Below are 22,719 nucleotides of genomic sequence, written 5' to 3'. Positions count from 1 at the left end.
TAGCGAAAGTAATATATATTTTATATTTGATGAAAAGAGAAAGTAATGGTTGTACAAGATGTTATTAATCACCTTCACGATTTAGCACCTTTGGCTTATGCCGAAGATTTTGATAATGTTGGGCTTCTGGTCGGCGATAAAAATCAAAACGTAAACGGAATTTTAGTCACACTAGACACTTTAGAAACTGTAGTTGATGAAGCTATCGAGAAGGATTGTAATCTTATTGTTAGCTTTCATCCTATCATTTTTAAAGGTTTAAAAAAACTAACTGGTAAAAGCTATGTGGAGCGTGTGGTGATAAAAGCTATAAAACACGACATTGCCATTTTTGCTATTCATACAGCTTTAGACAACGCTTTACAAGGTGTCAACTCTATTATTTGCGACCAGCTGAATCTAATAAATAAACAGATTTTAATTCCACAAAAAGGAACCATAAAAAAGTTAACAACTTATGTACCAAATGACGGAGCAGAAAATTTAAGAGCTGCGCTCTTTAACGCTGGCGCAGGAAACATCGGTAATTATGATAACTGTAGCTTCAACACAAACGGAGTTGGAACGTATCGCGGAAATGAAAACTCAAATCCAGTTATTGGCAAACGCGGACAACTTCAAAAAGAAGAAGAAACGCAGGTAAATGTCACATTTCCGAAACATTTAGAATCTTCGATAATAAAAACTTTATTCAGCGCACATTCTTATGAGGAAGTCGCTTACGAAGTTTCCACCTTAGAAAACACCAATCAACATATTGGTATGGGAATGATTGGCGAATTAGAATCTTCACAGTCGGAAAACGATTTTCTAAATTTCGTAAAAGACAAAATGAATTGTGGCATTATTCGTCATTCAGAATTACTTAATAAAACCGTTAAAAAAGTAGCCGTTTTAGGTGGCTCAGGAAGTTTTGCAATCGGTGCAGCAAAAGCAGCTGGTGCAGATATTTTTATTACTGCAGACCTTAAATATCATGATTTTTTTGCTGCGGAAAATAAAATCGTTGTGGCAGACATCGGACATTATGAAAGTGAGCAATACACAAAAACGTTTTTAGTAGACTATCTCTCAAAAAAAATTAGTAATTTTGCAATCATTTTATCAAACACAATTACAAATCCGGTTAAGTACCTATAATTATGGCAAAAAAAGCTGAAGCTACTGTAGAAGAACGTTTAAGAGCATTATATGATTTACAACTCATAGATTCTAGAGTAGACGAAATAAGAAACATCAGAGGAGAACTTCCTTTAGAAGTTAGAGATTTAGAAGATGATGTTGCTGGCCTAAATACAAGACTAGAGAAATTAAACGATAGCCTTGAAAATATTGACGAGGAAATTAAGGCAAAGAAAAATCAGATTGAAGAGTCTAAATCTTTAATTAAAAAGTATTCTGAGCAGCAAAATAACGTAAGAAATAACAGAGAATACAACTCTTTGAGTAAAGAGATTGAGTTTCAGGAATTAGAAATTCAATTAGCAGAAAAGCACATTAAAGAGTTTAAGGCACAAATAGAGCAAAAGAAAGAAGTTGTTGCAGAAACAAAAGAAAAATTAAAAGATCGCTCTGAGCATTTAAAGCACAAAAAGAACGAGCTAGACGAAATTCTTAAAGAAACTCAAAAAGAGGAAGAGGCATTAATTAGCGAGTCTGAAAAATACCAAAAGAAAATTGAAGAGCGTTTAGTAGTTGCATACAACCGCATCCGCAACAACGTTAAAAATGGTTTAGCTGTTGTAGCTATTGAAAGAGGTGCTTCTGGAGGTTCATTTTTTACAATTCCGCCGCAAATTCAAGTTGAGATTGCTGCACGTAAAAAAGTAATCACTGACGAGCATAGTGGACGTATCTTAGTAGATGCTGCTTTAGCAGAAGAAGAAAAAGCAAAAATGGATAAATTATTTGCTAAACTTAGTAAGTAATTTATTTTAACTATAAAATTGAAGCCTTTGAGAAATCAGAGGCTTTTTTTTACAAAATATTTAAAATTTCTTTTAATGAATCCTCCTTCAATACCTAAGTTAGTGATTAAAGTCTAGATGCAATAGAAGTGTTAATTCACCAAATCTTAATCCATAAAAACTACCAACTACTTTAGGAAAATTTTAAAACCTTTAAAATTTAGGTTTACTAACTTTACACAACCACTTACATAAAATGAATGTTTAGAAGGTCGAGCATGAGTTGAAACAGAGCATGTTTTATTAAAATCATTTTGCAAATCAAATTAAGACCGCGCTAAAAAATTAAATTCTAAAATACACTATGAAAAAACTATTGCCTCTTTTTGCAATCGCACTATTATTTAGCTGCAATAACACAGCCCAAAATCTCAGTTCAAAAAAACAAGAAATTATAAATGCTAAACCTGTTGAAGTTCCACTTAAAAAGGGAAAAGCACGTGCTTATTTTGCAAGCGGCTGCTTCTGGTGTGTTGAAGCAGTTTATGAAAGTGTTGAAGGTGTAGAAGAATCTATTAGTGGTTACTCTGGCGGATGGACAGAAAACCCAACTTATGAAGCAAGTAACACAGGTAGAACAGGACATGCCGAAGCTGTAGAAATTATCTACGACCCAAACATTGTAAACTTTGCCACTTTAGTCGATGTATATTTTGCATCTCAAAATCCAACACAGGTCAATGGTCAAGGACCAGATAGAGGCTCCCAATATCGCTCAATCATTTTTTATCAAAATGCAGAACAAAAGAAAATTATTGAAGAAAAAAAAACAGCTTTAGCTGAAAAACTAGATGCCAAAATTGCAGCAGAAATCTATCCATTTCAAAAATTCTGGGTAGCTGAAGATTACCATCAAAATTTTGAAAAACGAAATCCAAATCACCCATATATTAAAGGTGTATCTGTACCAAGACTTAAACGCTTTCAGTCAAAAATGCCAGAAGTTTTAAAGGACGATGCTAAACATTAAAATTGAAAGAAATGACTAAAGAAGAAAAACAAGAAATTTACGATGATTTTTATGATAATGTTAATATGACACCGTCAGAAATTGAAGATTGGTTAGAGACAGACAAATCTAAATCTGTTGGTCAAGATAGCGGAGATGGCGAATCTATTGGGCGAAAAAGTGCTAAAAAAATCATTAAAATAAAACGCACAAAAAAAGACGAACTTACAGATAGTAATTATGAGCATATGCAAAAAGTAAACGGATATGTAGCAAGACATAAAGCTCAAAAACCAGATGGAGATGTTAAAGAATCTGATTGGCGTTATTCCCTAAAAAATTGGGGACACGATCCGATTAAGTGAATAAGATAAAAATCAATAAAAAACTATACCCGTTAGAACTTCCAACGGGTTTTTTATTTTTAGTAAATTTCTACTATAAACTAAATCTAAGAAGGAGATGAAAGTCACAGCCAAAAAAAATGAGCAAGTTGCCAATATGATATTTGGCTCTATATATCCGCATTACTTAAGTAGAATAGAAAAAAACGGCAGAACAAAAGAAGAACTCAACCAAGTTATAGAATGGCTCACAGGTTACAATGAGAAAAAACTACAAGAACTTATTGATAATAATATCACTTTTAATACATTTTTTAAACAAGCCAAAATACATCCTAATGCGCACTTAATTAGAGGCGTAGTTTGCGGTTACAGAATTGAAGAAATAGAAGATGAATTTGAAACCTATAAACGATGCCGACAAATGGAAAAGCTAATTGACGAATTAGCAAAAGGTCGTAAAATGGAGAAGATTTTGAGAAAGGAGAAATAATCTAGATGTCAATTTTAAAAAATATTAAGTCAATTAGTTGGAGAGAATGGTCAGTATCTCTTTATAAAATATCCTTAATTACTCCAATTTTTATTGGTGCTTGGGGATTAATTGGCTTTTTTGGAATTATTCTCGGTTGGATTGGAGTATTATCATTTGAACCCACTGTTGGATTACCTTGGATTGCAAATTTTATATATGCAGCAATACTATTTGTCAATAGAATAAGTATAAAAATTAAACTTTTTCTAAGTATAATAATGATTGTATTTGCACTTTTTGCAATTGGAATTACTTCTATACCAAGAGATGAAGGTGGTGGAAATTACAAAGTATATGTTGGATTTGGATTTGCTTTTTGGATTTTAAGTTTCATTTGTATTTTCATGGAGCAACTAAATGCTTATAAAAAATCTAAACTTTCCTCGCCATAATCTCAAATATCATAGGAAACAACTGATTTTTCATAATGTACATACCATTTTCAGATTTTACTAAATCAGGGAATACATCATACGGACTTTCATCATGCTCGTTTAAATACTCTATTTGCAAACCCGCTTCGATTAGTGCATTTACAACATCGCCCAAACCATGATTCCAACCATATTCTTTACTCTCCATTTTTGAAGATTGGTCTGCATACGTGCCTTCATATTCATCATAAATGACTTCATCTTGGCTGTAATGGTATTTCATTTCGGGTTTATCTTCGTTATAATCAAACATCCAAAGTATTGGATGAAATTCAACAATATAAAACACACCACCAGGCTTTAATCTTTCAGAAATCATATGTGCCCATGGTTTTAAATCTGGTAACCAACCGATGGTTCCGTAACTCGTAAAAACAACATCAAAGGTTTCAGAAATATGTTTGGATGTATCTAAGACATTACAGCAAACAAATTCGGCATCTAAGCCTAGTTCTTCATTTAATTGCTTGGCCAATTTTATACCTTCATCACTTAAATCTACAGCAGTACATTTTGCTCCCATCCGACTCCAACTCAACGTATCTTGCCCAAAATGGCATTGTAAATGCAATAAGGATTTTCCTTTTACATCGCCTAAAGCTTTCAATTCATAAGGCATCAGAGAGCTTTTTCCAGCTTTAAAAGCTTCCATGTTATACATATCGCTTTGCGCATGTACAGCTACTTTTTTGTTCCAAGTGGCTTTATTAGTTTCAAAATAGTTAGTCGAATCACTCATGGTTGCTTAATTTAGCATGTAATTTAAAATAACTTTTTCAAAATGAAATCAGTAATCAAAATTCTATGTCTGCTTTTAGTTCTTACAAGTTGTAAATCAGACAAAAAAGAAACCGAAGTTAAAGTGCTTTCTATTGCTGAAAAAATTGCAAATGCACATGGTTACGAGAATTGGAAAAATGTAAAAGAAGTTCAATTTACGTTTCAGGTTGATAGAGATACCGTAAAAGGAAATGGACGTTCTTGGACGTGGCTACCAAAAAAAGACAGCGTTTATATGCAAGCTGGAGTTCAGAATATAAAATACAGTCGCAAGAGTTTAGATAGTATTCCTTTAAATGTGGATAGAGCTTTTATAAATGATAAATATTGGCTTTTAGTACCGTTTCAATTGGTTTGGGATTATGGTGCTACACTATCAGAACCAAAAAAAGCAAAAGCGCCAATTAGTAATAACGAAATGGATATGATAACGATTCTTTATCCTAGCGAAGGTGGCTACACTCCTGGTGATGCATACGACATATACTATGGTGAAGATTATTTAATTAAAGAATGGACATTTAGAAAAGGAAACACTACTGAGTCTTCTTTATCCAACACATTTGAAAATTACAAAGATTTTAACGGTATTAAAATTGCCATTGACCATAAGAAAGATAATGGTAGTTGGAATTTAAATTTTACCGATGTGAAAATTAAAACTGAGATTAAAGTCTTTTAAAGCATAATGTAAGTTTCGCGTGGGTCTTTCGACTTAAAACGTATAGCTTATATTTTCCGCCTTCGGGCGTCTATATATTTTGAAGGTTGTCATTTATTTGGCAACCTTTTTTTATTCAATAATCTCAGTTTAATTCTTAAGCCTTAAATCCTTATTTTTGTTAAACACCATAAAACAACTAAACTTTGTCTCATTATAAATTAGGCCTTGATTTTGCTAAAGAGCTCGACAAAAACGACCAATTAGCAAACTACCGAAATCAATTTCACATTCCTAAAGATAAAAATGGAAATGAATTGATTTACATGACGGGTAACTCTTTGGGCTTGCAACCAAAAATCACAAAAGATTATATCAACGAAGAGCTAGAAGATTGGGCAAATCTTGGTGTTGAAGGTCATACAGAAGGCAAACATCCTTGGCTGCATTACCATGAATTTCTAACAGAAACCATGGCAGAAATTGTCGGTGCAAAACCTATTGAGGTAGTGGTGATGAATTCGCTCACCGTCAACCTTCATTTAATGATGGTGAGTTTTTACCAACCTACAAACAAACGTTATAAAATCTTAATTGAAGCTGACGCCTTTCCTTCTGATAAATATGCTGTAGAATCACAACTGAGACATCATGGCTATGATGATAAAGAAGGGCTAGTTCTTTGGAAAGCTAGAGAAGGTGAAGAATTAGCCAATTACGAAGATTTAGAAGCCATTTTAGAGCAGAACGGTGACGAGATTGCCCTAATTATGATTGGTGGTGTTAACTATTACACCGGGCAATTTTTCGTTTTAAATCGTATTACCAAACTCGGACATAAACATGGCTGTATTGTTGGTTTTGATTGTGCGCACGGTGCAGGAAACGTTTCATTAAATCTACACAACTCAGGAGCAGATTTTGCCGTTTGGTGCACCTACAAATATTTAAATTCTGGACCAGGAAGTTTGTCAGGTGCTTTTATACATGAGCGTCACGCCAACAGAAAAGACCTTAACCGTTTTTCAGGTTGGTGGAGCCATAATAAAGAAACGCGTTTTAAAATGCGTGATGAATTTGACCAGTTGCCTGGTGCCGAAGGTTGGCAATTAAGCAATCCGCCTATTTTATCTATGGCAGCAATAAGAGCCTCTTTAGATGTTTTTAAATCTGCTGGTTTTGATAAATTATGCTTAAAATCTAAAACACTTACAGGTTATTTTGAGTTTTTAATTAATCACCTTAACAACCCAAAGATTAAGATAATTACACCTTCTAATCCTGATGAGCGTGGCTGCCAGTTATCGATTCAAGTGCAAGACGCGGACAAAGCTTTACATGATAAGTTAACAGAAGTGGGAATACTATCAGATTGGCGCGAGCCAGATGTTATTAGATGTGCTCCTGTACCATTGTACAACTCTTTTGAAGATGTATATCAATTTGTAGAGCGATTGAAAACATTATTATGAAAGAAAAAAAACAAAACATACTCATCATCGGCGCAGGACTTTGCGGCAGTTTATTAGCATTACGTTTAGGTCAACGCGGCTATAATGTCACCGTTTACGAAAAACGACCTGATTTACGTAAAGTCGATATTAGTGCCGGCCGCTCTATAAACTTGGCATTTTCAGACCGCGGAAACAAAGGCATGAAACTCGTCGGATTAGAAGAAAAAGTGAAGAAATTGTGCATTCCAATGAATGGTAGAATGATTCATGACAAAGAGGGAAACACCTTTATGTCTAATTACAGCGGACGTGATTATGAATATATTAACTCTATTTCACGTGAAGATTTAAATGCGCTATTACTCACTGAAGCCGAAAAGCACGAAAATGTAAAAATTCACTTTAATAAAGGTTGCAAACATGTTGATTTTGAAAATACCACGGCAGAATTCAAAGATTATGTAGATAATTCAGAATTTAAAGAAGATGCCGATGTGATTATCGCAACCGATGGCGCAGGTTCGGCGTTACGTAAAAGCTATTATTTAGGCAAAAAGTTTTTATTCAGTTTTTCGCAAGATTATCTCACCCATGGTTATAAAGAGCTTAGTATTTTACCAGCTGAAAATGGTGGCTATAAAACTTTTAAAAATGCCCTTCATATTTGGCCGCGTGGTGATTTTATGATAATCGCCTTGCCAAATTTAGATGGTAGTTTTACAGTGACGCTTTTTTTAAGTTATGATGAAGGTGAATACAATTTCAATAACTTGACCACGCCAGAAATAGTAACAGAATTCTTCCAAAAAGAATTTCCTGATGCTTTAGAAATTATGCCAAATCTGGTTGATGATTTTTTTGAGAATCCAACAGCACCTTTGGGTACGATAAAATGTTCGCCATGGCATTACAAAGGAAACACCTTACTCATGGGAGATTCTGCGCATGCCATTGTACCGTTTTACGGTCAAGGTATGAACGCTTCTTTTGAAGATGTTGTAGAATTCGATGCTGTTCTAGATGAAGGTCTCGATAATTGGGAGGCCATTTTTAAAGCTTACGAAAAACGTCGTAAAAAAGACACTGATGCTATTGCCGATTTAGCTATAGACAACTTCCACGAAATGAAAGACCACGTCGGTCAAGCTATTTTTCAAGAAAAAAGAAAAATTGAAATGGCTCTAGAAAAAGAATTCCCTGAAGACTACTCATCAAAATATAGTTTAGTAACTTTCAACGAAGATATTGGCTATAGAGAAGCTATGCTGAGAGGTCGAGCGCAAGATAAAGCCATACTAAACATGTTAAGTGACAATGTTATTTCAGCTGAAGATGACATTAAAGATGTATTAGAAAAGGTAAAAGAAGAAACTGAAGCTATTCTTGAAGATGATAGAATTGCTGGATTATATTAATGATTATGAGTGAAAAAACAGTAACACCAAGAGGTGCATATCCACACACAAAACGCGTGGGCGATTTTATATTTGTTTCTGGCACAAGCTCACGTAGACCAGATAACACCATAGCTGGTGTTGACATTATAGACGAGATGGGTACGAAAAAACTAAACGCATATACGCAAACTCAAGAAGTTTTAAAAAACATAAACCGTAATCTCGAAAAGGAAGGTGCCAGTCTTAAAGATGTGGTAGATGTGACATCATTTTTAGTCAATATGAATGACTTTGCGGATTACAACAAAGCGTATGCTGAGTTTTTTGAAAAAGATACCGGACCAACAAGAACAACTGTTGCCGTTCATCAATTACCACATCCAGATTTAGTGATTGAAATTAAGGTGATGGCTTACAAACCTGAATAATTTGAATATAAAAAACTACATAAACGGAGAATTTGTAAATCCAATATCCAATGAATGGATTGATAACTACAATCCATCGAATGGTAAAGTGTATGGACAAATCCCCAATTCATCAAGATCTGATGTAGAAAATGCATATATCGCTGCGAAATCTGCTTTTCCAAGTTGGTCACAAACCACTTTAGAACAACGTAGTAGAATCCTAATCAAAATTTCAGAATTATTAGAAGCTAATCTAGACCGTTTTGCCGAAGCCGAAAGTAAAGATAACGGAAAACCATTGTCACTAGCTAAATCAGTAGATATACCAAGAGCCGCAAGCAATTTTAGATTCTTTGGCAATGCCATTACTCAGTTTGCGAGTGAAAGTCATGAATCTGTTGGACAAAACGCTATTAATTACACCTTACGCCAACCAATTGGTGTTGTTGGTTGCATTTCACCATGGAATCTCCCACTCTATTTATTTACATGGAAAATAGCTCCATCAATTGCTGCTGGTAATTGTGTGGTTGCCAAACCAAGTGAAGTCACGCCAATGACAGCTTATCTTTTAGGAGAGATTTGTAACGAAGCTGGCTTGCCAAAAGGCGTTTTAAACATTGTCCATGGTTTAGGTACAACAACCGGACAAGCCATCGTAGAACATCCAGACATAAAAGCTATTTCCTTTACCGGAGGAACAGCAACTGGTGCACACATTGCAAAAGTCGCTGCGCCACTGTTTAAAAAATTATCTTTAGAATTAGGCGGAAAAAACCCAAATATCATATTTGCCGATTGCGATTACGACGACATGCTCAATACCACGGTGAGGTCATCATTCGCCAATCAAGGGCAAATTTGTTTATGTGGCAGTCGTATTTTTGTAGAGGCGTCGATATATGAAAAATTTAAAGCCGATTTTGTCGAAAAAGTTAAGCAGCTTAGAGTTGGTCATCCGTCAGATTCAGATACTAATATTGGTGCTTTAGTTTCAAAACCGCATCTAGAAAAAGTAAAAACGTATATTGATGTCGCTATAGAAGAAAACGGAACTGTTTTATGTGGCGGAAATGAAGTGACTGTAAATGGTTATGAAAATGGCTATTATTTAGAACCTACGGTAATCGAAGTCTCTAGTAATGAATGTCGCGTTAACCAAGAAGAAATTTTTGGTCCAGTCGTCACCATAATGCCTTTTAAAACAGAAGATAAAGTTTTAGAAATGGCTAACAAAGTGAAATACGGTTTATCAGCAACGCTTTGGACGAATGACCTAAAACGAACCATGAGGATGAGTAATCAATTACAAGCTGGTATTGTTTGGGTAAACACCTGGATGATGCGCGATTTAAGAACTCCTTTTGGTGGTGTAAAAGCCTCTGGTATTGGTAGAGAAGGTGGTTTTGAAGCGCTTCGTTTTTTTACAGAAGCTAAGAACGTTTGTATAAAATATTGACAGCTCGTCTGTCATGCTGAACTTGTTTCAGTATCTCAAAAAAGTAATAACAATTTAAAGATTTCCACTTTCGTGGAAAACAAATATGAACTTAGAACTCAACAACAAATATGCACTTGTCTGCGGAAGCACCGCAGGTATAGGAAAAGCAACAGCAATAGCTTTGGCTGAAGAAGGTGTAATTGTAACGCTGATAGCCCGAAACGAAGAAAAATTGAAAGCGGTTTTAGCTGAGCTACCTCAGCACAGAAATCATGATTATATCGTTGCCGATTTTTCGAATCCTTCAGAATTAAAATCTAAGGTTGAAGATTATATTTTTAAAAATCATGGTTTTCATATCCTGGTAAATAATACTGGTGGACCAAAAGCTGGACCAATTTTTTCAGCGGAAGTTAATGAATTTGAATCTGCTTTTACGCAACATTTAAAATGCAATCATATTTTAGTTCAAACTTTAGCACCATTTATGAAAGTTGAAAAGTATGGTCGAATTATAAATGTTATTTCAACTTCAGTAAAACAGCCTTTAGATGGTCTTGGCGTGAGTAATACCATTCGTGGCGCTGTGGCGAATTGGAGTAAAACAATGGCCAATGAACTTGGGCAATTTGGTATTACGGTAAATAATGTTTTACCGGGCGCTACAGCAACGGAGCGTTTGTCGAGTATCATAAAAAATAAAGCTGAAAAAACAGGCAAATCGATTGATGAGTCAGCAACAGCAATGAAAAATACCGTACCAGCTAAACGCTTTGCTCAACCAGAAGAAACAGCAGATGCTATTACATTTTTAGCAAGTGCGCGTGCTGCTTACATCAATGGTATTAATCTTCCTGTTGATGGAGGACGAACAAAATCTCTATAGCCCACCTTAATCCTCCCAAAGGGAGAAATTATTGCGTAAAAAAAGTACTATATTTATGTCAATTTTAATCATAATTAAACTCCATTCCCATAATGAGTTTTTCCCTTTTGGGGAAATTAAAAGGGGCTTTTCATCATGAGTAAATTATATCCGCCAATTAATTTTAAAGCTTGGATTGAAGAAAATAGACATCTTCTAAAACCACCAGTAGGCAATAAAGTCGTTTGGAAAAATGGCGACTTTATAGTTATGGTTGTAGGTGGACCAAACAGTCGTAAGGACTATCATTACAATGAAACGCCAGAATTCTTTTATCAAGTCGAAGGTGACATTGTGTTAAAAGTGATTGAAGATGGTGAGCCGAGAGATATCCATATTAAAGAAGGAGATATTTTTCTATTACCACCAAAAGTTCCACATTCACCGCAGCGAGGTGCCAATACTGTAGGCTTGGTTATTGAATATCCTAGAGATGAAGGTGTCAGCGATGCTTTATTATGGTTTTGTGAAAACTGCACCACAAAACTTTACGAAGAAGATTTTACACTCGATAATATTGAAACAGATATGCCTAAAATATTTGATAAGTATTATGGGGATGAAAGAAAAAGAAAATGTCCGAATTGCGGGAAATTAATGCAACCACCGAAGAAAGTAAAGTTAGATGACTAAAAGAAAATTAAGAATAAACGGTCACTCTCACCTACTGCCATATCCTGAGGAAATTCCGCAGTTTATGAAAGATAAAGGTATTTTTTGGGTGGATAAAGACCGTAAATTTATGCTTCAAAAAGATTGGAACAGACCAATCACAGATTCTAGCTTTTTCTTAGACGAAAAATTAGCTTGGATGGAGCGCAACAAAATAGATCATGCGGTTGTGCTTAATTTATCACAATTATATGGTAATGGCTTGCGAGTTGAAGAAATGAAACAGGCATTGCGTTTTCAAAATGATTTTAATGCTAAAGTACAGCATAATAATCCGAGTAAATTTACCACGGGTTTTGTGGTACATCCTGGATTTGTCCGTGGTGCATGTTGGGAAATTGAGCGCTGCGTAGAAGTTCTCGGAATGCGCTTATTATGTTTACCAACACATTACATGGATACAATCGGTACTTGGCGCTGTATATTTGATGAAGAAAACGAACCTATTTTTGAACTCGCCAACAAATACAATTTAGCTGTAGAAATACATCCTTATGATGGAGAAAAATTTATAAAATTAGAAAATACATCTTGGCGCTTTCACCTGATTTGGATGTTGGCACAGTGTGCAGACGCTTATCATTTTTTAACCTTAAATGGTTACCAAGATAAATATCCCAACATGCGAACTTGCTTTGCACATGGCGGTCAATTAGCACAAATTAACCTAGGAAGACGAATACAAGGCTTTGATGGGCGACCAGATTTATTTGAAGGAAAAAGTCATCCACGTAAAGCTGTAGGTCATAAAAATATCTTTTTTGACACTTTAGTTCATGATACTGGCGGATTAGAATTACTTATTAAAAATCAAGGCTCTAAACAAGTCCTCATGGGATTAGATGACCCATATCCGTTAGGGGAAATGGAAAGTGAAAAACAAAGCTCTTACCCTGGAAAAATTTTAGATTTGGCTATTGAGAGAGATATAATCTCTGAAACAGAACGCGATGCCATTTGGGAAGACAACGTAATTCAATGGCTTTGTGGTGATGATCAAAATGCAAAAGACGACTTAGTAAAACGAATTTTGGGATAATGCATTTTTTACCTGAAAAATTAGACGATTATGTTGTTGCGCATTCTGAAGAAGAACCACAATTACTTCAACAACTTACCCGAGAAACTTACCAAAAAATATTACAACCAATTATGCTTAGCGGACCATATCAAGGCCGTGTGTTGAGTATGATTTCCAAATTAATAAACCCAGAATCTGTTTTAGAAATAGGGACATTTACTGGATATTCCACGTTGTGTTTGGCTGAAGGCTTACAAAAAAAAGGTACGATACATACTATTGATATTAATGAAGAATTAGAAGATTTTCAGCGAAAATATTTTGACATGTCAGGTTATGGTAAACAGATTACTCAACATATCGGAAATGCGCTGGAGATTATTCCAAACATTAATGAAACGTTTGATTTGGTTTTTATTGACGCCGATAAACCCAATTACAGTAATTATTTTCATTTGATTATTGATAAACTCAAATCTGGTGGAGTTATACTCTCGGACAATGTGCTATGGCATGGAAAAGTGGTTGAAAAATTTAACCCAAAGGATATTTCGACAAAAGCGGTTTTAGATTACAACACACTTCTAAAAAATGATCCAAGAGTGGAAACTGTGGTTTTGCCTATAAGAGATGGCTTAACAATTAGTCGGAAGCTGTAATTGAGAATAATATACTTTTGAAGCCTCTAGTACCGAAATTTCGGAAGCAATAGAGATGATAACTTTATATAAATGTTCAGTAACCGGTTGCATTAGGGATTACTCATAGATTTTATTTAGAAATAAATTGTGAGTGCTTTGCAGTTGAGGGTTTTTTCGAGCTTATCTAAGAGAGCGACTTCCGAAAACCCGACCGAGACGATGCCTTTTTAGAATGTCTTGGTAACGTCCAAATAAAAATTTATAGTTTTCGTTTTACTGAACCTGCAAAATCTTCGACCTCATCTCTCACTTTGTCAAGTTCTTCTTTGATATCTTTTGTCACATCTGTGTCGATGATGCCATTATCTTTGGCGCTTTTTGTAACTTCATTTTTAATATCATTGGTAGCGTCTTTAAGTGTACGCATGCCTTTACCGAGACCGCGAGCGATTTCGGGAATTTTATCTGCACCGAAAACCATTACCACTATAAATAGGATAAAAATTACTTCGGTACCGCCGATAAATAAAAATGTAGGCTGAAAATTCATACTGCAAATATAGAGCGAGTTTAGCTAATAAAAAAAGCCGACTCGTTAAAGTCGGCTTTAGAATAAAAAAAACTTTTTAATTAATCTTTTATCTTATTTTTAAAACTATCGAACTCACTTTCCTTTACCTCTTTTGGCCAAGAATTGTTTGTTGTATCTACATCTGCAGTTTCTAAATCTGGGTCAACTGTAATGCTTACAATTTCTTTTGTACTTGCAATAGCACGAGTTGCTTGTTTATCATTAAGTCTCCAGATTTGTGCTGGAAATGTTTCTCTCTTTTTTGTACCATCTGCGTAGGTATATTCTACAATAATTGGCATTACGAGTCCGCCTGGCTTTTCGTAAGTTACTTGGTAGAAGTATTTAGGAGATTTCATTTCTTTTTGTTGTTCTGGCGTAAAGTTATCCATTACAAATTCCTTTACGGTTTTTAGCTCCGATAAGTCGGCGTTTTTCATAGCTTCATCATAGCCTTCTTGACCTTCTTCAACAAAATAAACCATTTTAGATGTATCTAATCCAAATTGCTTATAGCGCTCAGCTAGTTTTTTTCCTTCTTCTGTTGGTGTTTCGGTTACAGCAAATTTCTTTACTTCTTTGATACCGATATCAGTGTAATCTGTAGTGTAGAACCATCCTCTCCAAAACCAGTCTAAATCAACTGCCGATGCATCTTCCATTGTACGGAAAAAATCTTCTGGTGTTGGGTGTTTAAATTTCCAACGGTTAGCGTATTCTTTAAATGAATAATCAAATAAATCGCGGCCCATTATGGTTTCTCTTAAGATATTAAGTCCAGTTGCTGGCTTTGAATAGGCGTTACTTCCAAATTGGTACGTATTTAAACCTTTAGTCATAATTGGTGCAATATAATCTTGGTTTCCGCCCATGTATCTTACAATATTTTTTGCAGGTCCACGACGAGACGGATATTTTGTTTGCCCTTCTGATAAAGCCGCTGGATACCATTCACCGAAATCTTGCTCTGCAACGTATTGTACAAACGTGTTTAAACCTTCGTCCATCCAAGTCCATTGACGCTCATCACTATTTACAATCATAGGAAACCAGTTGTGACCTACTTCGTGAATAATTACACCCATCATCCCAAATTTTGTACGGTCTGAATACGTACCGTCTTTATTAGGACGTCCAAAATTATAGCAAATCATAGGATACTCCATACCCATTGGTGCGTGAGCAGAAATGGCTTTGTGGTAAGGATAATCAAATGTCATACGTGAGTAACTTTTTAATGTACTTGCAACTACTTTTGTAGACCAATCTCCCCAAAGAGGATTACCTTCTTTAGAATACATAGACACTGCCATTACATCTTTGGTATCTAGCTTTACAGCCATCATATCCCAAATAAATTTTCGAGATGTTGCAAAACCAAAATCTCGAACCATCTGTGCAGATAATTTCCATGTTTTTTTATCTTTACTTTTGCTCTTTTCTGCTTTTTCAGCTTCAGCCTGTGTTACGATAAGTACTGGCTCATCATAGGTCTTTTTTGCTTTCTCGTAACGCTTCATCATTTCTTTTGTGAAGACTTCTTTACGGTTTGTTAAATAACCTGTACCATCTAAGATGTGGTCAGCTGGTACGGTAATATTTACATCGAAATTACCAAATGGTAGCGCAAACTCGTCTCTTCCCCAGAATTGAGAATTCTGCCATCCTTCTACATCATTGTATACCGCCATACGTGGATAGAATTGTGCCATCACATAAATGCGGTTATCGTTTTCTTCAAAATATTCGTAACCCGAACGTCCGCCATCTTTTACGTGGTCATTAATGTTGTACCACCATTTGATGTTAAAGACAAATTTTTCGCCGGTTTTTAAAGTTTTAGGTAACTCTACACGCATCATGGTTCTGTTAATCATGTGCGGTAATGGCTTTTTATCTGTATCCGAAACTTCTTCGATATTGAAACCTCCGTCAAAACGTTCTTTTAAATAAGAGTTAGCCACTCTATCTGAAGTATTTGCTGGCCCAATACCGCTACTATTAATTAACGGTGTTTTTGAGTCGCGCGCGCGCATATTTTGATCAAGCTGTACCCACAAATAGTTTAATGGATCTGGAGAATTGTTTGTATATGTTATGGTTTCGTAACCGTAAAGACGTGCTTTATCATCATCGATTTCGATATCCATTTTGTAATCTGCTTGTTGCTGATAATACGCTGGACCTGGTGCTCCAGAACCTGTACGAAACATGTTTGGTGTTGCAAATTCATCATACAACTGCTTGAATTTGTTTTGGTTGGTGTGTCCTTGTGGCTTCTCGTTTTCTTCAGAATCTTGTGCAAATGCACCTGCCGAAATAAACATAAGACCGAGTAAGACGTGCTTAAAAATTTTCATAATGTGAAATTGGTGTTTTAAAAATGATGCCTAAAGTAGAAAAAAAGCAGCTTTTTTTAATGTAATTAGTCAAAGTTTAACACAGCTTTATTTTTCTCTGGAATGAGAATAAAGCTTTTATCTTTTTTGTAAATCTTTGTTCTAAGTATGTTTTGTTGCTTTGGATAAATGTCGAACAACACTTCGTTTTTTACCTCGAGTGTTTTTATAGTTTTTATATTTTCTATTTCGAGGTAACAATAGACGATATCGTCTTTATATTCTTTGCCCAAAAATTTAAAATCTATGTCCCTTGTGTTTATTTTAATATCTAACTTATATTTAAGATACTTCGCCATAAAATCATCAATTGATTTGGACTCGTTTTTTGTGGCTAGTGTAATATTCTCATCATAGCGTTCTCTTAAAACTTTTTCAAAATCATCTATGAAAATCTGGCTTATAATTTGAATGGATTTTTGGCTCTCGACGTATTCTAGTTTTGTTACGCTCACATAATATTCATGTTGGTTTGAAAACGAGACTAAAAGCGCAAATAAACTGAGAAAGGATAAACTGTAAATTAATTTTTTCATCTTGAAATTTAATGGTAAACTTTTGAAGTCAAATTATGTGCCAAGTTAGTTTTTACTTTCGTTTAAATTGGCTTTGTAAACTGCTAATTTTTCGTTTAAAAACGGAATCACTTCGCTAGGGTCGTTTCGTTCGCATAAATCTTTAAAACTATCGTCATCCATACAAAAGTAAAAATATTCGTTTTGTTGTGCTTCGGTTAAATCTTCTTCTTTAAATAAGGTTTCTGTATAAAAATCTTTTAAGCGATTCATACATTTGTCATTTTCGCTTAATGCTACAATGGCTTTTAATTTTTTTGTTCTGCCACTTACTTTATTTAATAATTTGTGAAAGTTAATACTAAACCCGATGCCGACATATCCCCAAGAACCTGCATCTGCATCAGCTAATTTTCGTTCTTCAATGGTTTTTGGCTTGCCTGTATAACCGGGAATGCCTAAATCGTAAAAATTTAACTCCTCTTTTGTTTCAACATTTCCAAGGTCAGAACCTAAACTACCCGTTAAAATTTTACCTACTGTGACTTCATCTAGCTCATTGATTTTTTCTTCTAAATAAACTTTAAAATCACTTTTTTGTAAGTCTGAAGCTGTCACTACAGTTTCTTTCAATTTATATTTTAATGCAGAAAAAACTAATGTATCATTAGCTTTTGCTATAATAGTGAAACTACCATCTGTATCGGTAACAGTATATTTTACTGAAGATTTATTAAGTACATGTACACCTTCAACTTCGTCATTAGCTATTACGATTCCGTTTAGATTCTGTAGCTGAGCAAAACCTGAATACGTCGAAACTAGAATTAATATGAGGCTAATTTTTTTTATCATCTTCTGCAAGACGTAATTTAAACAATTTTAATTCAGATTGAAGAAATTCTATTGGCTTTAAAACATTTGTACCATTAACACAAGCTTTTTGTAAATCTTCGCTATCGGTTATAAAAACGAAGAAACGATTTTGAAGCTCTTCACTGATATGTTTACCATCAAAAAGAATGTCTTTGTAAGTTGTTTTAAACTGTTCTACACAAGCAATATCCTTGTCTAATTGAATTCGCTTCTTAAGCTCTTTTGTTCTACCTGTAATGAGATTAATTAATGGATTTAAAGGAATTCCACCACCACCTGACGTAGCTTCATAAAGTTTTCTTTCGTTCAGTGTTTTGGGTTTTCCTGTATATCCTGGAATACCTAAGTCGTAAAAATTTATTGGTGTTTCAACATCTAAATTGTTGATATCTGAAGTCATATTACCTGTTAAAATTTTTCCTAATGTAACTTGGTCTAATTGGGTGATATTTTCTTCTAACTCAATATTTAGTTGATTGGTTTGTAATATGGATTTGGTAATTCTTAATTCCTTCACTTTGTACTTAAGACCAGATATGGTCAAAGTGTCGTTTAACTTTGCAGGAATAACAAAACTCCCATCAGTATCCGTAACCGTATATTTTAAAGCTGTTTTGTTTAAAATATGGATACCTTCTACTTCATCATTATTGATGATTTTTCCTTTTATATCTTGAAGCTGAGCATTGGCTGTATTAAAAACGAAAAGTAGAATAATACAGGCAACACTGTATTTAAAACTTAATTTTTCGATAGTAAAAAGAGTTGACTTTGTTTTTCGAGATATTCTATTAGATAGATTTCATTTTTTTCTTTCAAAAGTTTTTCATCATAACCTTTGTCTTGAATAAACTCAATAAACGCATCTGTTTGGTTTAAAGGAATATTAAAATTTTCCTCCAAAAATTGAGCTGTATATTTTTTGGTAATTGGACTCTGATTTAACTCCAAACGCTCAGCTTCTGTTTTTGGTTTATTTTTTTTACCCGGAAAAATGGCCTTAAAAACATTTACAATATTTAAACCATTAACCAATCTATTTGGGTCAACTAATGGATTGTCGACTTTAGTTTTATTATCTGCTGAAAATTTATAATCATCAAGGTCAGTTTCATCTTCATAAACCTTATCCATATCTACATTAACGGTTTTAACCGCATTGGCATCGACTTTTAAATTTCCTGATAAATCGTATGGTAAAACAATTACTTCATCCAGTTTGTTGACGTCTTCGACAAGTCTAACAGATACTTGTCTGGATTCGATAATACGCTCATCGATTCTTATGGTAAAATCTTTGAACTGTAAGGCTCCAAAAGCTACGACATCATTTTCGGCAACATCAATTTTAAAACTTCCGTTTTCGTCTGTAGTTGTGCCTTTATTAGAACTTCTATTGTACACAGTAATACCTTCTTTATCTGGAACGTCTACGGTAATTCTTCCATTAATCTCTACACGCTCAATTGTTTGCGCGCTTATAACAGAAAAAGAAAAAAGTATAAATATGATTGTGGTAATTGTTTTCATGGTTCGATGTGTTAGTTAAAGTAAATTTCGGTGTTGTAAACTTAAAATAGTTATAAGTCTGTGGTAAACTTTTGTTAAATGACAAAAATTTGTTCTTGACAAATTATTCTATTTTTACGTCTAAATAAATATAGTAAAAATGATTTCAGCAATTATTGCAAGTACATCAACAGTTCATGGAAGCGGATATCTCGAATACCTTTTAGATACATTAAAACTACATTTTAAAGGTATTGACAAAATTATTTTTGTACCATACGCTAGACCTGGTGGAATTTCTCATGATGATTACACAGCAAATGCTGCAAAAGCGTTTAAAAAATTAAATATTGAAGTTATAGGGCTTCACACGTGTGAAAATCCTGCTGAAGCGATTACTAAAGCCAAAGGCATCTTTACTGGTGGCGGAAACACTTTTGTATTGGTAAACCAGCTTTATAAAAATAAGGTGTTAGAGCCTTTAAAAATTGCAATAAACAATGGCACTTCTTATTTAGGCACAAGTGCAGGCAGTAACATTTGTGGACTTACTATGAATACCACCAATGATATGCCTATTGTGTATCCACCAAGTTTTAAAACCTTAGGAATTGTACCCTTTAATATAAACCCGCATTATTTAGACCCTATTAAAGGTAGCACTCATATGGGTGAAACTCGCGAAACGCGCATAAAGGAATTTCACAAATTTAACACTCAACCTGTTATCGGATTGCGAGAAGGTAGCTGGATTGAAGCAAAAGACAACAAACTATTTCTACGTGGAAATTTAGATGCCAGAATTTTTACTTACGACGCAACGGCTTACGAAATTAAGACCAACACCGATTTAGAATTTCTCAAATAATTATAAGTGCTTAAAAAAATGATAACCCCAAATTTCCATACCTTCATTATAATAAAATTTGTGAGACGGATAGTTATTAACGTAAGTGTTTAACTCCATAGAATTACAGCCTTGAGATTGACAATAATCATTAATCCATTTCATAAATTTTTTACCTAATCCTCCTTTTCTGTATTCTTCAGATATAAAAACATGATCTAATTCAACCGACTTGCCCACATAGTGTCTAGTACAAAACCAAAGACCAGAAACGCCAATCATTTTTTCGCAATCAAAAATACCAACGCATTGATAGTTTTGCTTAAACATTTCTTGAAATCGTTTATATAAGACACTTTTTGACACTTTTCCTTTATTCAGTTTATCTACTAAAGGAATTATCAAATCAATAGATTGAAAATCAACCAACTTAAAAGTAATATCTAACATTTAATCAACTTTAATATTTAATCAAAAATATATAACCATAATAGTTAATAATTTTAGTTTTTTTGATTTATTTACTTTTCTTAATGTATTTCAGCGAAATAGAGTGCATTTAAACGTATTTAATAATAATTTTTAAGTGGTTTTTTTGTAAGAAAAATAGTTATCATATTTTTACAATTATAGAAAACAAATATTTTTCTATATCAATTAAAATTTTTTTAGAGTAAAATTGTTCAAAAAATTTAAAACATCGGTCGTTTTAATGATTTTGATTATTTTACCTATTTTGTCTTATTCTCAAGTCAAAATAGGAAATAATCCTTCCATTATTGATTCAAACTCAATCCTAGAATTAGAAAGCAACGAAAAAGTTTTTGTGCTTACTAGAATTACGGATGCACAAATGAACACTATTGTTCCTTTAGAAGGTGCACTTATATACAACATTGACTCAGAATGTATTTTTGCTTATGACGGTACCCGATGGAAAAATCTCTGTGACGAACCGTTAATTAGCGTTACTGCCACTGCTCCAACAGCAAATGAAATCGGCGATTATTGGTTTAATCCCACAAACAATATTGCAAGTATTTGGGATGGCTCTGAATGGCTACCAATTAATATAAATCCTCGCAGTGGTAACGGACTACCAGACAATAACGTTTTAGATAATGTGGTTGCAGGAGATATATATGTTGATGAAGACACTGGAGATTTATTTACCTATAATGGCGCAGACTGGATAATGATTAATCAAATTTTAAATGCGGACAATGGTGTATCAATTACAAGTAATACCATACAACTAGGTGGTGCATTAATTTCTCCAACAGTTATAACAACAGATAGCACCAATACTTTAGCATTATTAGGGCTACCGCAAACCACATTAGACGGTAGTAACAGTGTTGTCGTCGCGGATAACGTTACAGGAGAATTAGCCCAAGTATCAGCCACAAATTTAGTACAGCAGCAGCAAGTTGTCATTATAGCTACTGAAGGACAATCACAATTTACGCCACCATTAAATGCGCTTGATATCAACAAAATTGAAGTTTATAGAAATGGCGCCCGAATTTCATTTACGATAATAAATCCTACAACATTAGAAGTAGAACCAGAAGCAAGCTGTTTTGCGGGTGATGAAATACGAATAGTACAATTAAATTAAATATAACTTAACACGAAAAATAATAATTAAAACAAGTAAAATGAAAACAAATTTTTTAAAATTAGGATTAGCTGCAGTAGCTATACTAGCGTTTAGCTTCGGTAATGCACAGCAAACAACAGGAGATATTGGCAAAGGCGAGGATCTAAGTCAATCAAGCGTTCTTAACGGTACAATTAGAGTCATTGACAACAAAGGGACAAAGAAGTTCTTACAAGTTCAGAATGGTTTAACACTTTTAACTGATACCACTCCAGATGGTGGGTACGTTTCAACATGGCAATTAGGTGGAACATTGAGTGATGACACAACCATTACACTAAATGATGGGACAACTGCAAATGGTTTTGTAATTGATGGTGTAAATTTCAGTCTTGAAAACATTGTTACAACCACAGCAGATGCAGCAACTGCAACAACTGCAGAATCTGGCACAGAAACTGGTTACACTTTATTAGTACGTAACGAAGCAACTGGTAATGTGGAGAAATTATTAGCCACAGATTTAATTCAAAGCGGTCAAGAAGCATTTACAGCTACAGCAGGACAAACTGATTACCCTCTAACAGGTGCGCCAGTATTGCCTGCATTTGCACAAGTTTATGTATATAGAAACGGTGCAAAATTGGTAGCAAACACAGATTATACAGTAGCAGGTTCTTCTGTAACATTAATTCCAAGTACTACTGCTCCAAACGATTGGGCGGTTTTAGCTGGTGATGTTATTGAAGTACATTTTGTAAAATAATA

The 22,719-nt window shown here is 34.3% G+C and carries 26 protein-coding genes; 18 read left to right on the top strand and 8 right to left on the bottom strand.

Annotated elements, in window-relative coordinates; genetic code table 11:
* The first annotated feature begins 45 nt into the window (after positions 1–45).
* From ACFQ1Q_RS08095 to ACFQ1Q_RS08070, 6 genes are all read left to right on the top strand, one after another.
* A complete protein-coding gene (locus ACFQ1Q_RS08095) occupies positions 46–1,140 on the top strand; it encodes a Nif3-like dinuclear metal center hexameric protein (RefSeq protein WP_386129755.1) in 1,095 nt (364 codons plus the stop codon).
* A gap of 2 nt (positions 1,141–1,142) precedes the next feature.
* Positions 1,143–1,928 carry a zinc ribbon domain-containing protein gene (locus tag ACFQ1Q_RS08090; protein ID WP_386129753.1) on the top strand — a complete coding sequence of 262 codons (786 nt, stop codon included), beginning with the start codon at positions 1,143–1,145 and terminating at the stop codon, positions 1,926–1,928.
* 343 nt (positions 1,929–2,271) lie between these two features.
* Positions 2,272–2,937, top strand: coding sequence for a peptide-methionine (S)-S-oxide reductase MsrA (gene msrA / locus ACFQ1Q_RS08085; protein WP_386129751.1), 666 nt, complete (start codon positions 2,272–2,274; stop codon positions 2,935–2,937).
* Between the two features lie 11 nt (positions 2,938–2,948).
* Complete coding sequence (locus ACFQ1Q_RS08080) at positions 2,949–3,281, top strand: DUF3140 domain-containing protein (RefSeq protein WP_386129749.1); 333 nt, start codon at positions 2,949–2,951, stop codon at positions 3,279–3,281.
* Positions 3,282–3,378: 97 nt separating this feature from the next.
* Positions 3,379–3,753, top strand: a complete 375-nt coding sequence (locus ACFQ1Q_RS08075; RefSeq protein WP_386129747.1) for a DUF2200 domain-containing protein — start codon at positions 3,379–3,381, stop codon at positions 3,751–3,753.
* A gap of 5 nt (positions 3,754–3,758) precedes the next feature.
* A complete protein-coding gene (locus ACFQ1Q_RS08070; protein ID WP_386129745.1) occupies positions 3,759–4,187 on the top strand; it encodes a hypothetical protein in 429 nt (142 codons plus the stop codon).
* On the opposite strand, the gene ACFQ1Q_RS08065 is transcribed toward ACFQ1Q_RS08070, so the two are convergent.
* Complete coding sequence (locus ACFQ1Q_RS08065; protein ID WP_386129743.1) at positions 4,168–4,968, bottom strand: class I SAM-dependent methyltransferase; 801 nt, start codon at positions 4,966–4,968, stop codon at positions 4,168–4,170. The two genes, ACFQ1Q_RS08070 and ACFQ1Q_RS08065, sit on opposite strands and share 20 nt — an antisense overlap.
* Positions 4,969–5,010: 42 nt before the next feature.
* On the opposite strand from ACFQ1Q_RS08065, the gene ACFQ1Q_RS08060 reads away from it, so the two are divergent.
* The 9 genes from ACFQ1Q_RS08060 to ACFQ1Q_RS08020 all read left to right on the top strand — a co-directional run bounded on the left by ACFQ1Q_RS08060 (position 5,011) and on the right by ACFQ1Q_RS08020 (position 13,649).
* On the top strand, positions 5,011–5,691 hold the full coding sequence (locus tag ACFQ1Q_RS08060) for a hypothetical protein (protein ID WP_386129741.1): 681 nt from the start codon (positions 5,011–5,013) through the stop codon (positions 5,689–5,691).
* 185 nt (positions 5,692–5,876) lie between these two features.
* The gene (kynU, locus tag ACFQ1Q_RS08055; protein WP_386129739.1) at positions 5,877–7,142 is read left to right on the top strand and encodes a kynureninase; all 1,266 of its coding nucleotides are present in this window, start codon (positions 5,877–5,879) and stop codon (positions 7,140–7,142) included.
* Complete coding sequence (locus ACFQ1Q_RS08050; protein ID WP_386129737.1) at positions 7,139–8,539, top strand: FAD-dependent oxidoreductase; 1,401 nt, start codon at positions 7,139–7,141, stop codon at positions 8,537–8,539. Before kynU ends, ACFQ1Q_RS08050 begins: the two co-directional genes overlap by 4 nt.
* Before the next feature lie 5 nt (positions 8,540–8,544).
* On the top strand, positions 8,545–8,949 hold the full coding sequence (locus ACFQ1Q_RS08045) for a RidA family protein (protein ID WP_386129735.1): 405 nt from the start codon (positions 8,545–8,547) through the stop codon (positions 8,947–8,949).
* Position 8,950: 1 nt separating this feature from the next.
* Positions 8,951–10,390 carry an aldehyde dehydrogenase gene (locus ACFQ1Q_RS08040; RefSeq protein ID WP_386129733.1) on the top strand — a complete coding sequence of 480 codons (1,440 nt, stop codon included), beginning with the start codon at positions 8,951–8,953 and terminating at the stop codon, positions 10,388–10,390.
* An 85-nt stretch (positions 10,391–10,475) separates the two neighbouring features.
* Complete coding sequence (locus tag ACFQ1Q_RS08035; RefSeq protein WP_386129731.1) at positions 10,476–11,258, top strand: SDR family oxidoreductase; 783 nt, start codon at positions 10,476–10,478, stop codon at positions 11,256–11,258.
* Positions 11,259–11,393: 135 nt separating this feature from the next.
* Complete coding sequence (locus ACFQ1Q_RS08030; protein WP_386129729.1) at positions 11,394–11,930, top strand: 3-hydroxyanthranilate 3,4-dioxygenase; 537 nt, start codon at positions 11,394–11,396, stop codon at positions 11,928–11,930.
* Entirely contained in the window at positions 11,923–13,008 is a 1,086-nt protein-coding gene (locus ACFQ1Q_RS08025) for an amidohydrolase family protein (RefSeq protein ID WP_386129727.1), read from the top strand. Before ACFQ1Q_RS08030 ends, ACFQ1Q_RS08025 begins: the two co-directional genes overlap by 8 nt.
* The gene (locus tag ACFQ1Q_RS08020; protein ID WP_386129725.1) at positions 13,008–13,649 is read left to right on the top strand and encodes an O-methyltransferase; all 642 of its coding nucleotides are present in this window, start codon (positions 13,008–13,010) and stop codon (positions 13,647–13,649) included. The genes ACFQ1Q_RS08025 and ACFQ1Q_RS08020 overlap by 1 nt, the downstream gene beginning before the upstream one ends.
* A gap of 241 nt (positions 13,650–13,890) precedes the next feature.
* Here ACFQ1Q_RS08020 and ACFQ1Q_RS08015 read toward each other — a convergent pair whose 3' ends face one another.
* From ACFQ1Q_RS08015 to ACFQ1Q_RS07990, 6 genes are all read right to left on the bottom strand, one after another.
* Positions 13,891–14,181: a Sec-independent protein translocase subunit TatA/TatB gene (locus tag ACFQ1Q_RS08015; protein WP_386129723.1), complete on the bottom strand. Its 291-nt coding sequence runs from the start codon at positions 14,179–14,181 to the stop codon at positions 13,891–13,893.
* An 80-nt stretch (positions 14,182–14,261) separates the two neighbouring features.
* Positions 14,262–16,562, bottom strand: a complete 2,301-nt coding sequence (locus ACFQ1Q_RS08010) for a M1 family metallopeptidase (RefSeq protein ID WP_386129721.1) — start codon at positions 16,560–16,562, stop codon at positions 14,262–14,264.
* A 65-nt stretch (positions 16,563–16,627) separates the two neighbouring features.
* Positions 16,628–17,137, bottom strand: coding sequence for a DUF6702 family protein (locus ACFQ1Q_RS08005; RefSeq protein WP_386129719.1), 510 nt, complete (start codon positions 17,135–17,137; stop codon positions 16,628–16,630).
* Between the two features lie 45 nt (positions 17,138–17,182).
* Positions 17,183–17,971 (bottom strand): carboxypeptidase-like regulatory domain-containing protein, encoded by a 789-nt coding sequence (locus ACFQ1Q_RS08000; protein WP_386129717.1) that lies wholly within the window; start codon positions 17,969–17,971, stop codon positions 17,183–17,185.
* Positions 17,955–18,650 (bottom strand): carboxypeptidase-like regulatory domain-containing protein, encoded by a 696-nt coding sequence (locus tag ACFQ1Q_RS07995; protein ID WP_386130207.1) that lies wholly within the window; start codon positions 18,648–18,650, stop codon positions 17,955–17,957. Before ACFQ1Q_RS07995 ends, ACFQ1Q_RS08000 begins: the two co-directional genes overlap by 17 nt.
* 83 nt (positions 18,651–18,733) lie before the next feature.
* Positions 18,734–19,522: a carboxypeptidase-like regulatory domain-containing protein gene (locus ACFQ1Q_RS07990; protein ID WP_386129715.1), complete on the bottom strand. Its 789-nt coding sequence runs from the start codon at positions 19,520–19,522 to the stop codon at positions 18,734–18,736.
* Between the two features lie 139 nt (positions 19,523–19,661).
* Here ACFQ1Q_RS07990 and pepE point away from each other — a divergent pair, with 139 nt between their 5' ends.
* The gene (pepE, locus tag ACFQ1Q_RS07985; protein WP_386129713.1) at positions 19,662–20,369 is read left to right on the top strand and encodes a dipeptidase PepE; all 708 of its coding nucleotides are present in this window, start codon (positions 19,662–19,664) and stop codon (positions 20,367–20,369) included.
* Here the strand turns inward: pepE and ACFQ1Q_RS07980 are convergent, their stop codons facing one another.
* Positions 20,370–20,798, bottom strand: a complete 429-nt coding sequence (locus tag ACFQ1Q_RS07980; RefSeq protein WP_386129711.1) for a GNAT family N-acetyltransferase — start codon at positions 20,796–20,798, stop codon at positions 20,370–20,372. It abuts the gene before it with no gap.
* Between the two features lie 262 nt (positions 20,799–21,060).
* Here ACFQ1Q_RS07980 and ACFQ1Q_RS07975 point away from each other — a divergent pair, with 262 nt between their 5' ends.
* Positions 21,061–21,969, top strand: coding sequence for a hypothetical protein (locus ACFQ1Q_RS07975; RefSeq protein WP_386129709.1), 909 nt, complete (start codon positions 21,061–21,063; stop codon positions 21,967–21,969).
* A 40-nt stretch (positions 21,970–22,009) separates the two neighbouring features.
* On the top strand, positions 22,010–22,717 hold the full coding sequence (locus tag ACFQ1Q_RS07970; protein WP_386129707.1) for a hypothetical protein: 708 nt from the start codon (positions 22,010–22,012) through the stop codon (positions 22,715–22,717).
* The last annotated feature ends 2 nt before the right edge of the window (positions 22,718–22,719 follow it).

Origin of the sequence: Winogradskyella litorisediminis (assembly GCF_042675765.1) — a bacterium.
Taxonomy (GTDB): Bacteria; Bacteroidota; Bacteroidia; order Flavobacteriales; family Flavobacteriaceae; genus Winogradskyella; species Winogradskyella litorisediminis.
This window is presented reverse-complemented; position numbering and strand designations above follow the sequence as displayed.

Bases quoted from the DNA above. Each gene is read 5' to 3' on its own strand.
- ACFQ1Q_RS07975 (WP_386129709.1), top strand. From the start codon at position 21,061: ATGATTTTGATTATTTTACCTATTTTGTCTTATTCTCAAGTCAAAATA.
- ACFQ1Q_RS08060 (WP_386129741.1), top strand. From the start codon at position 5,011: ATGAAATCAGTAATCAAAATTCTATGTCTGCTTTTAGTTCTTACAAGT.
- ACFQ1Q_RS08080 (WP_386129749.1), top strand. From the start codon at position 2,949: ATGACTAAAGAAGAAAAACAAGAAATTTACGATGATTTTTATGATAAT.
- ACFQ1Q_RS08025 (WP_386129727.1), top strand. From the start codon at position 11,923: ATGACTAAAAGAAAATTAAGAATAAACGGTCACTCTCACCTACTGCCA.
- ACFQ1Q_RS08030 (WP_386129729.1), top strand. From the start codon at position 11,394: ATGAGTAAATTATATCCGCCAATTAATTTTAAAGCTTGGATTGAAGAA.
- ACFQ1Q_RS08065 (WP_386129743.1), bottom strand. From the start codon at position 4,968: ATGAGTGATTCGACTAACTATTTTGAAACTAATAAAGCCACTTGGAAC.
- ACFQ1Q_RS08035 (WP_386129731.1), top strand. From the start codon at position 10,476: ATGAACTTAGAACTCAACAACAAATATGCACTTGTCTGCGGAAGCACC.
- pepE (WP_386129713.1), top strand. From the start codon at position 19,662: ATGATTTCAGCAATTATTGCAAGTACATCAACAGTTCATGGAAGCGGA.
- msrA (WP_386129751.1), top strand. From the start codon at position 2,272: ATGAAAAAACTATTGCCTCTTTTTGCAATCGCACTATTATTTAGCTGC.
- ACFQ1Q_RS07970 (WP_386129707.1), top strand. From the start codon at position 22,010: ATGAAAACAAATTTTTTAAAATTAGGATTAGCTGCAGTAGCTATACTA.
- ACFQ1Q_RS08095 (WP_386129755.1), top strand. From the start codon at position 46: ATGGTTGTACAAGATGTTATTAATCACCTTCACGATTTAGCACCTTTG.
- ACFQ1Q_RS08075 (WP_386129747.1), top strand. From the start codon at position 3,379: ATGAAAGTCACAGCCAAAAAAAATGAGCAAGTTGCCAATATGATATTT.
- ACFQ1Q_RS08070 (WP_386129745.1), top strand. From the start codon at position 3,759: ATGTCAATTTTAAAAAATATTAAGTCAATTAGTTGGAGAGAATGGTCA.
- ACFQ1Q_RS07980 (WP_386129711.1), bottom strand. From the start codon at position 20,798: ATGTTAGATATTACTTTTAAGTTGGTTGATTTTCAATCTATTGATTTG.
- ACFQ1Q_RS08045 (WP_386129735.1), top strand. From the start codon at position 8,545: ATGAGTGAAAAAACAGTAACACCAAGAGGTGCATATCCACACACAAAA.
- ACFQ1Q_RS08020 (WP_386129725.1), top strand. From the start codon at position 13,008: ATGCATTTTTTACCTGAAAAATTAGACGATTATGTTGTTGCGCATTCT.
- ACFQ1Q_RS08005 (WP_386129719.1), bottom strand. From the start codon at position 17,137: ATGAAAAAATTAATTTACAGTTTATCCTTTCTCAGTTTATTTGCGCTT.
- ACFQ1Q_RS08090 (WP_386129753.1), top strand. From the start codon at position 1,143: ATGGCAAAAAAAGCTGAAGCTACTGTAGAAGAACGTTTAAGAGCATTA.
- ACFQ1Q_RS08000 (WP_386129717.1), bottom strand. From the start codon at position 17,971: ATGATAAAAAAAATTAGCCTCATATTAATTCTAGTTTCGACGTATTCA.
- ACFQ1Q_RS08010 (WP_386129721.1), bottom strand. From the start codon at position 16,562: ATGAAAATTTTTAAGCACGTCTTACTCGGTCTTATGTTTATTTCGGCA.
- ACFQ1Q_RS08050 (WP_386129737.1), top strand. From the start codon at position 7,139: ATGAAAGAAAAAAAACAAAACATACTCATCATCGGCGCAGGACTTTGC.
- ACFQ1Q_RS07990 (WP_386129715.1), bottom strand. From the start codon at position 19,522: ATGAAAACAATTACCACAATCATATTTATACTTTTTTCTTTTTCTGTT.
- ACFQ1Q_RS08015 (WP_386129723.1), bottom strand. From the start codon at position 14,181: ATGAATTTTCAGCCTACATTTTTATTTATCGGCGGTACCGAAGTAATT.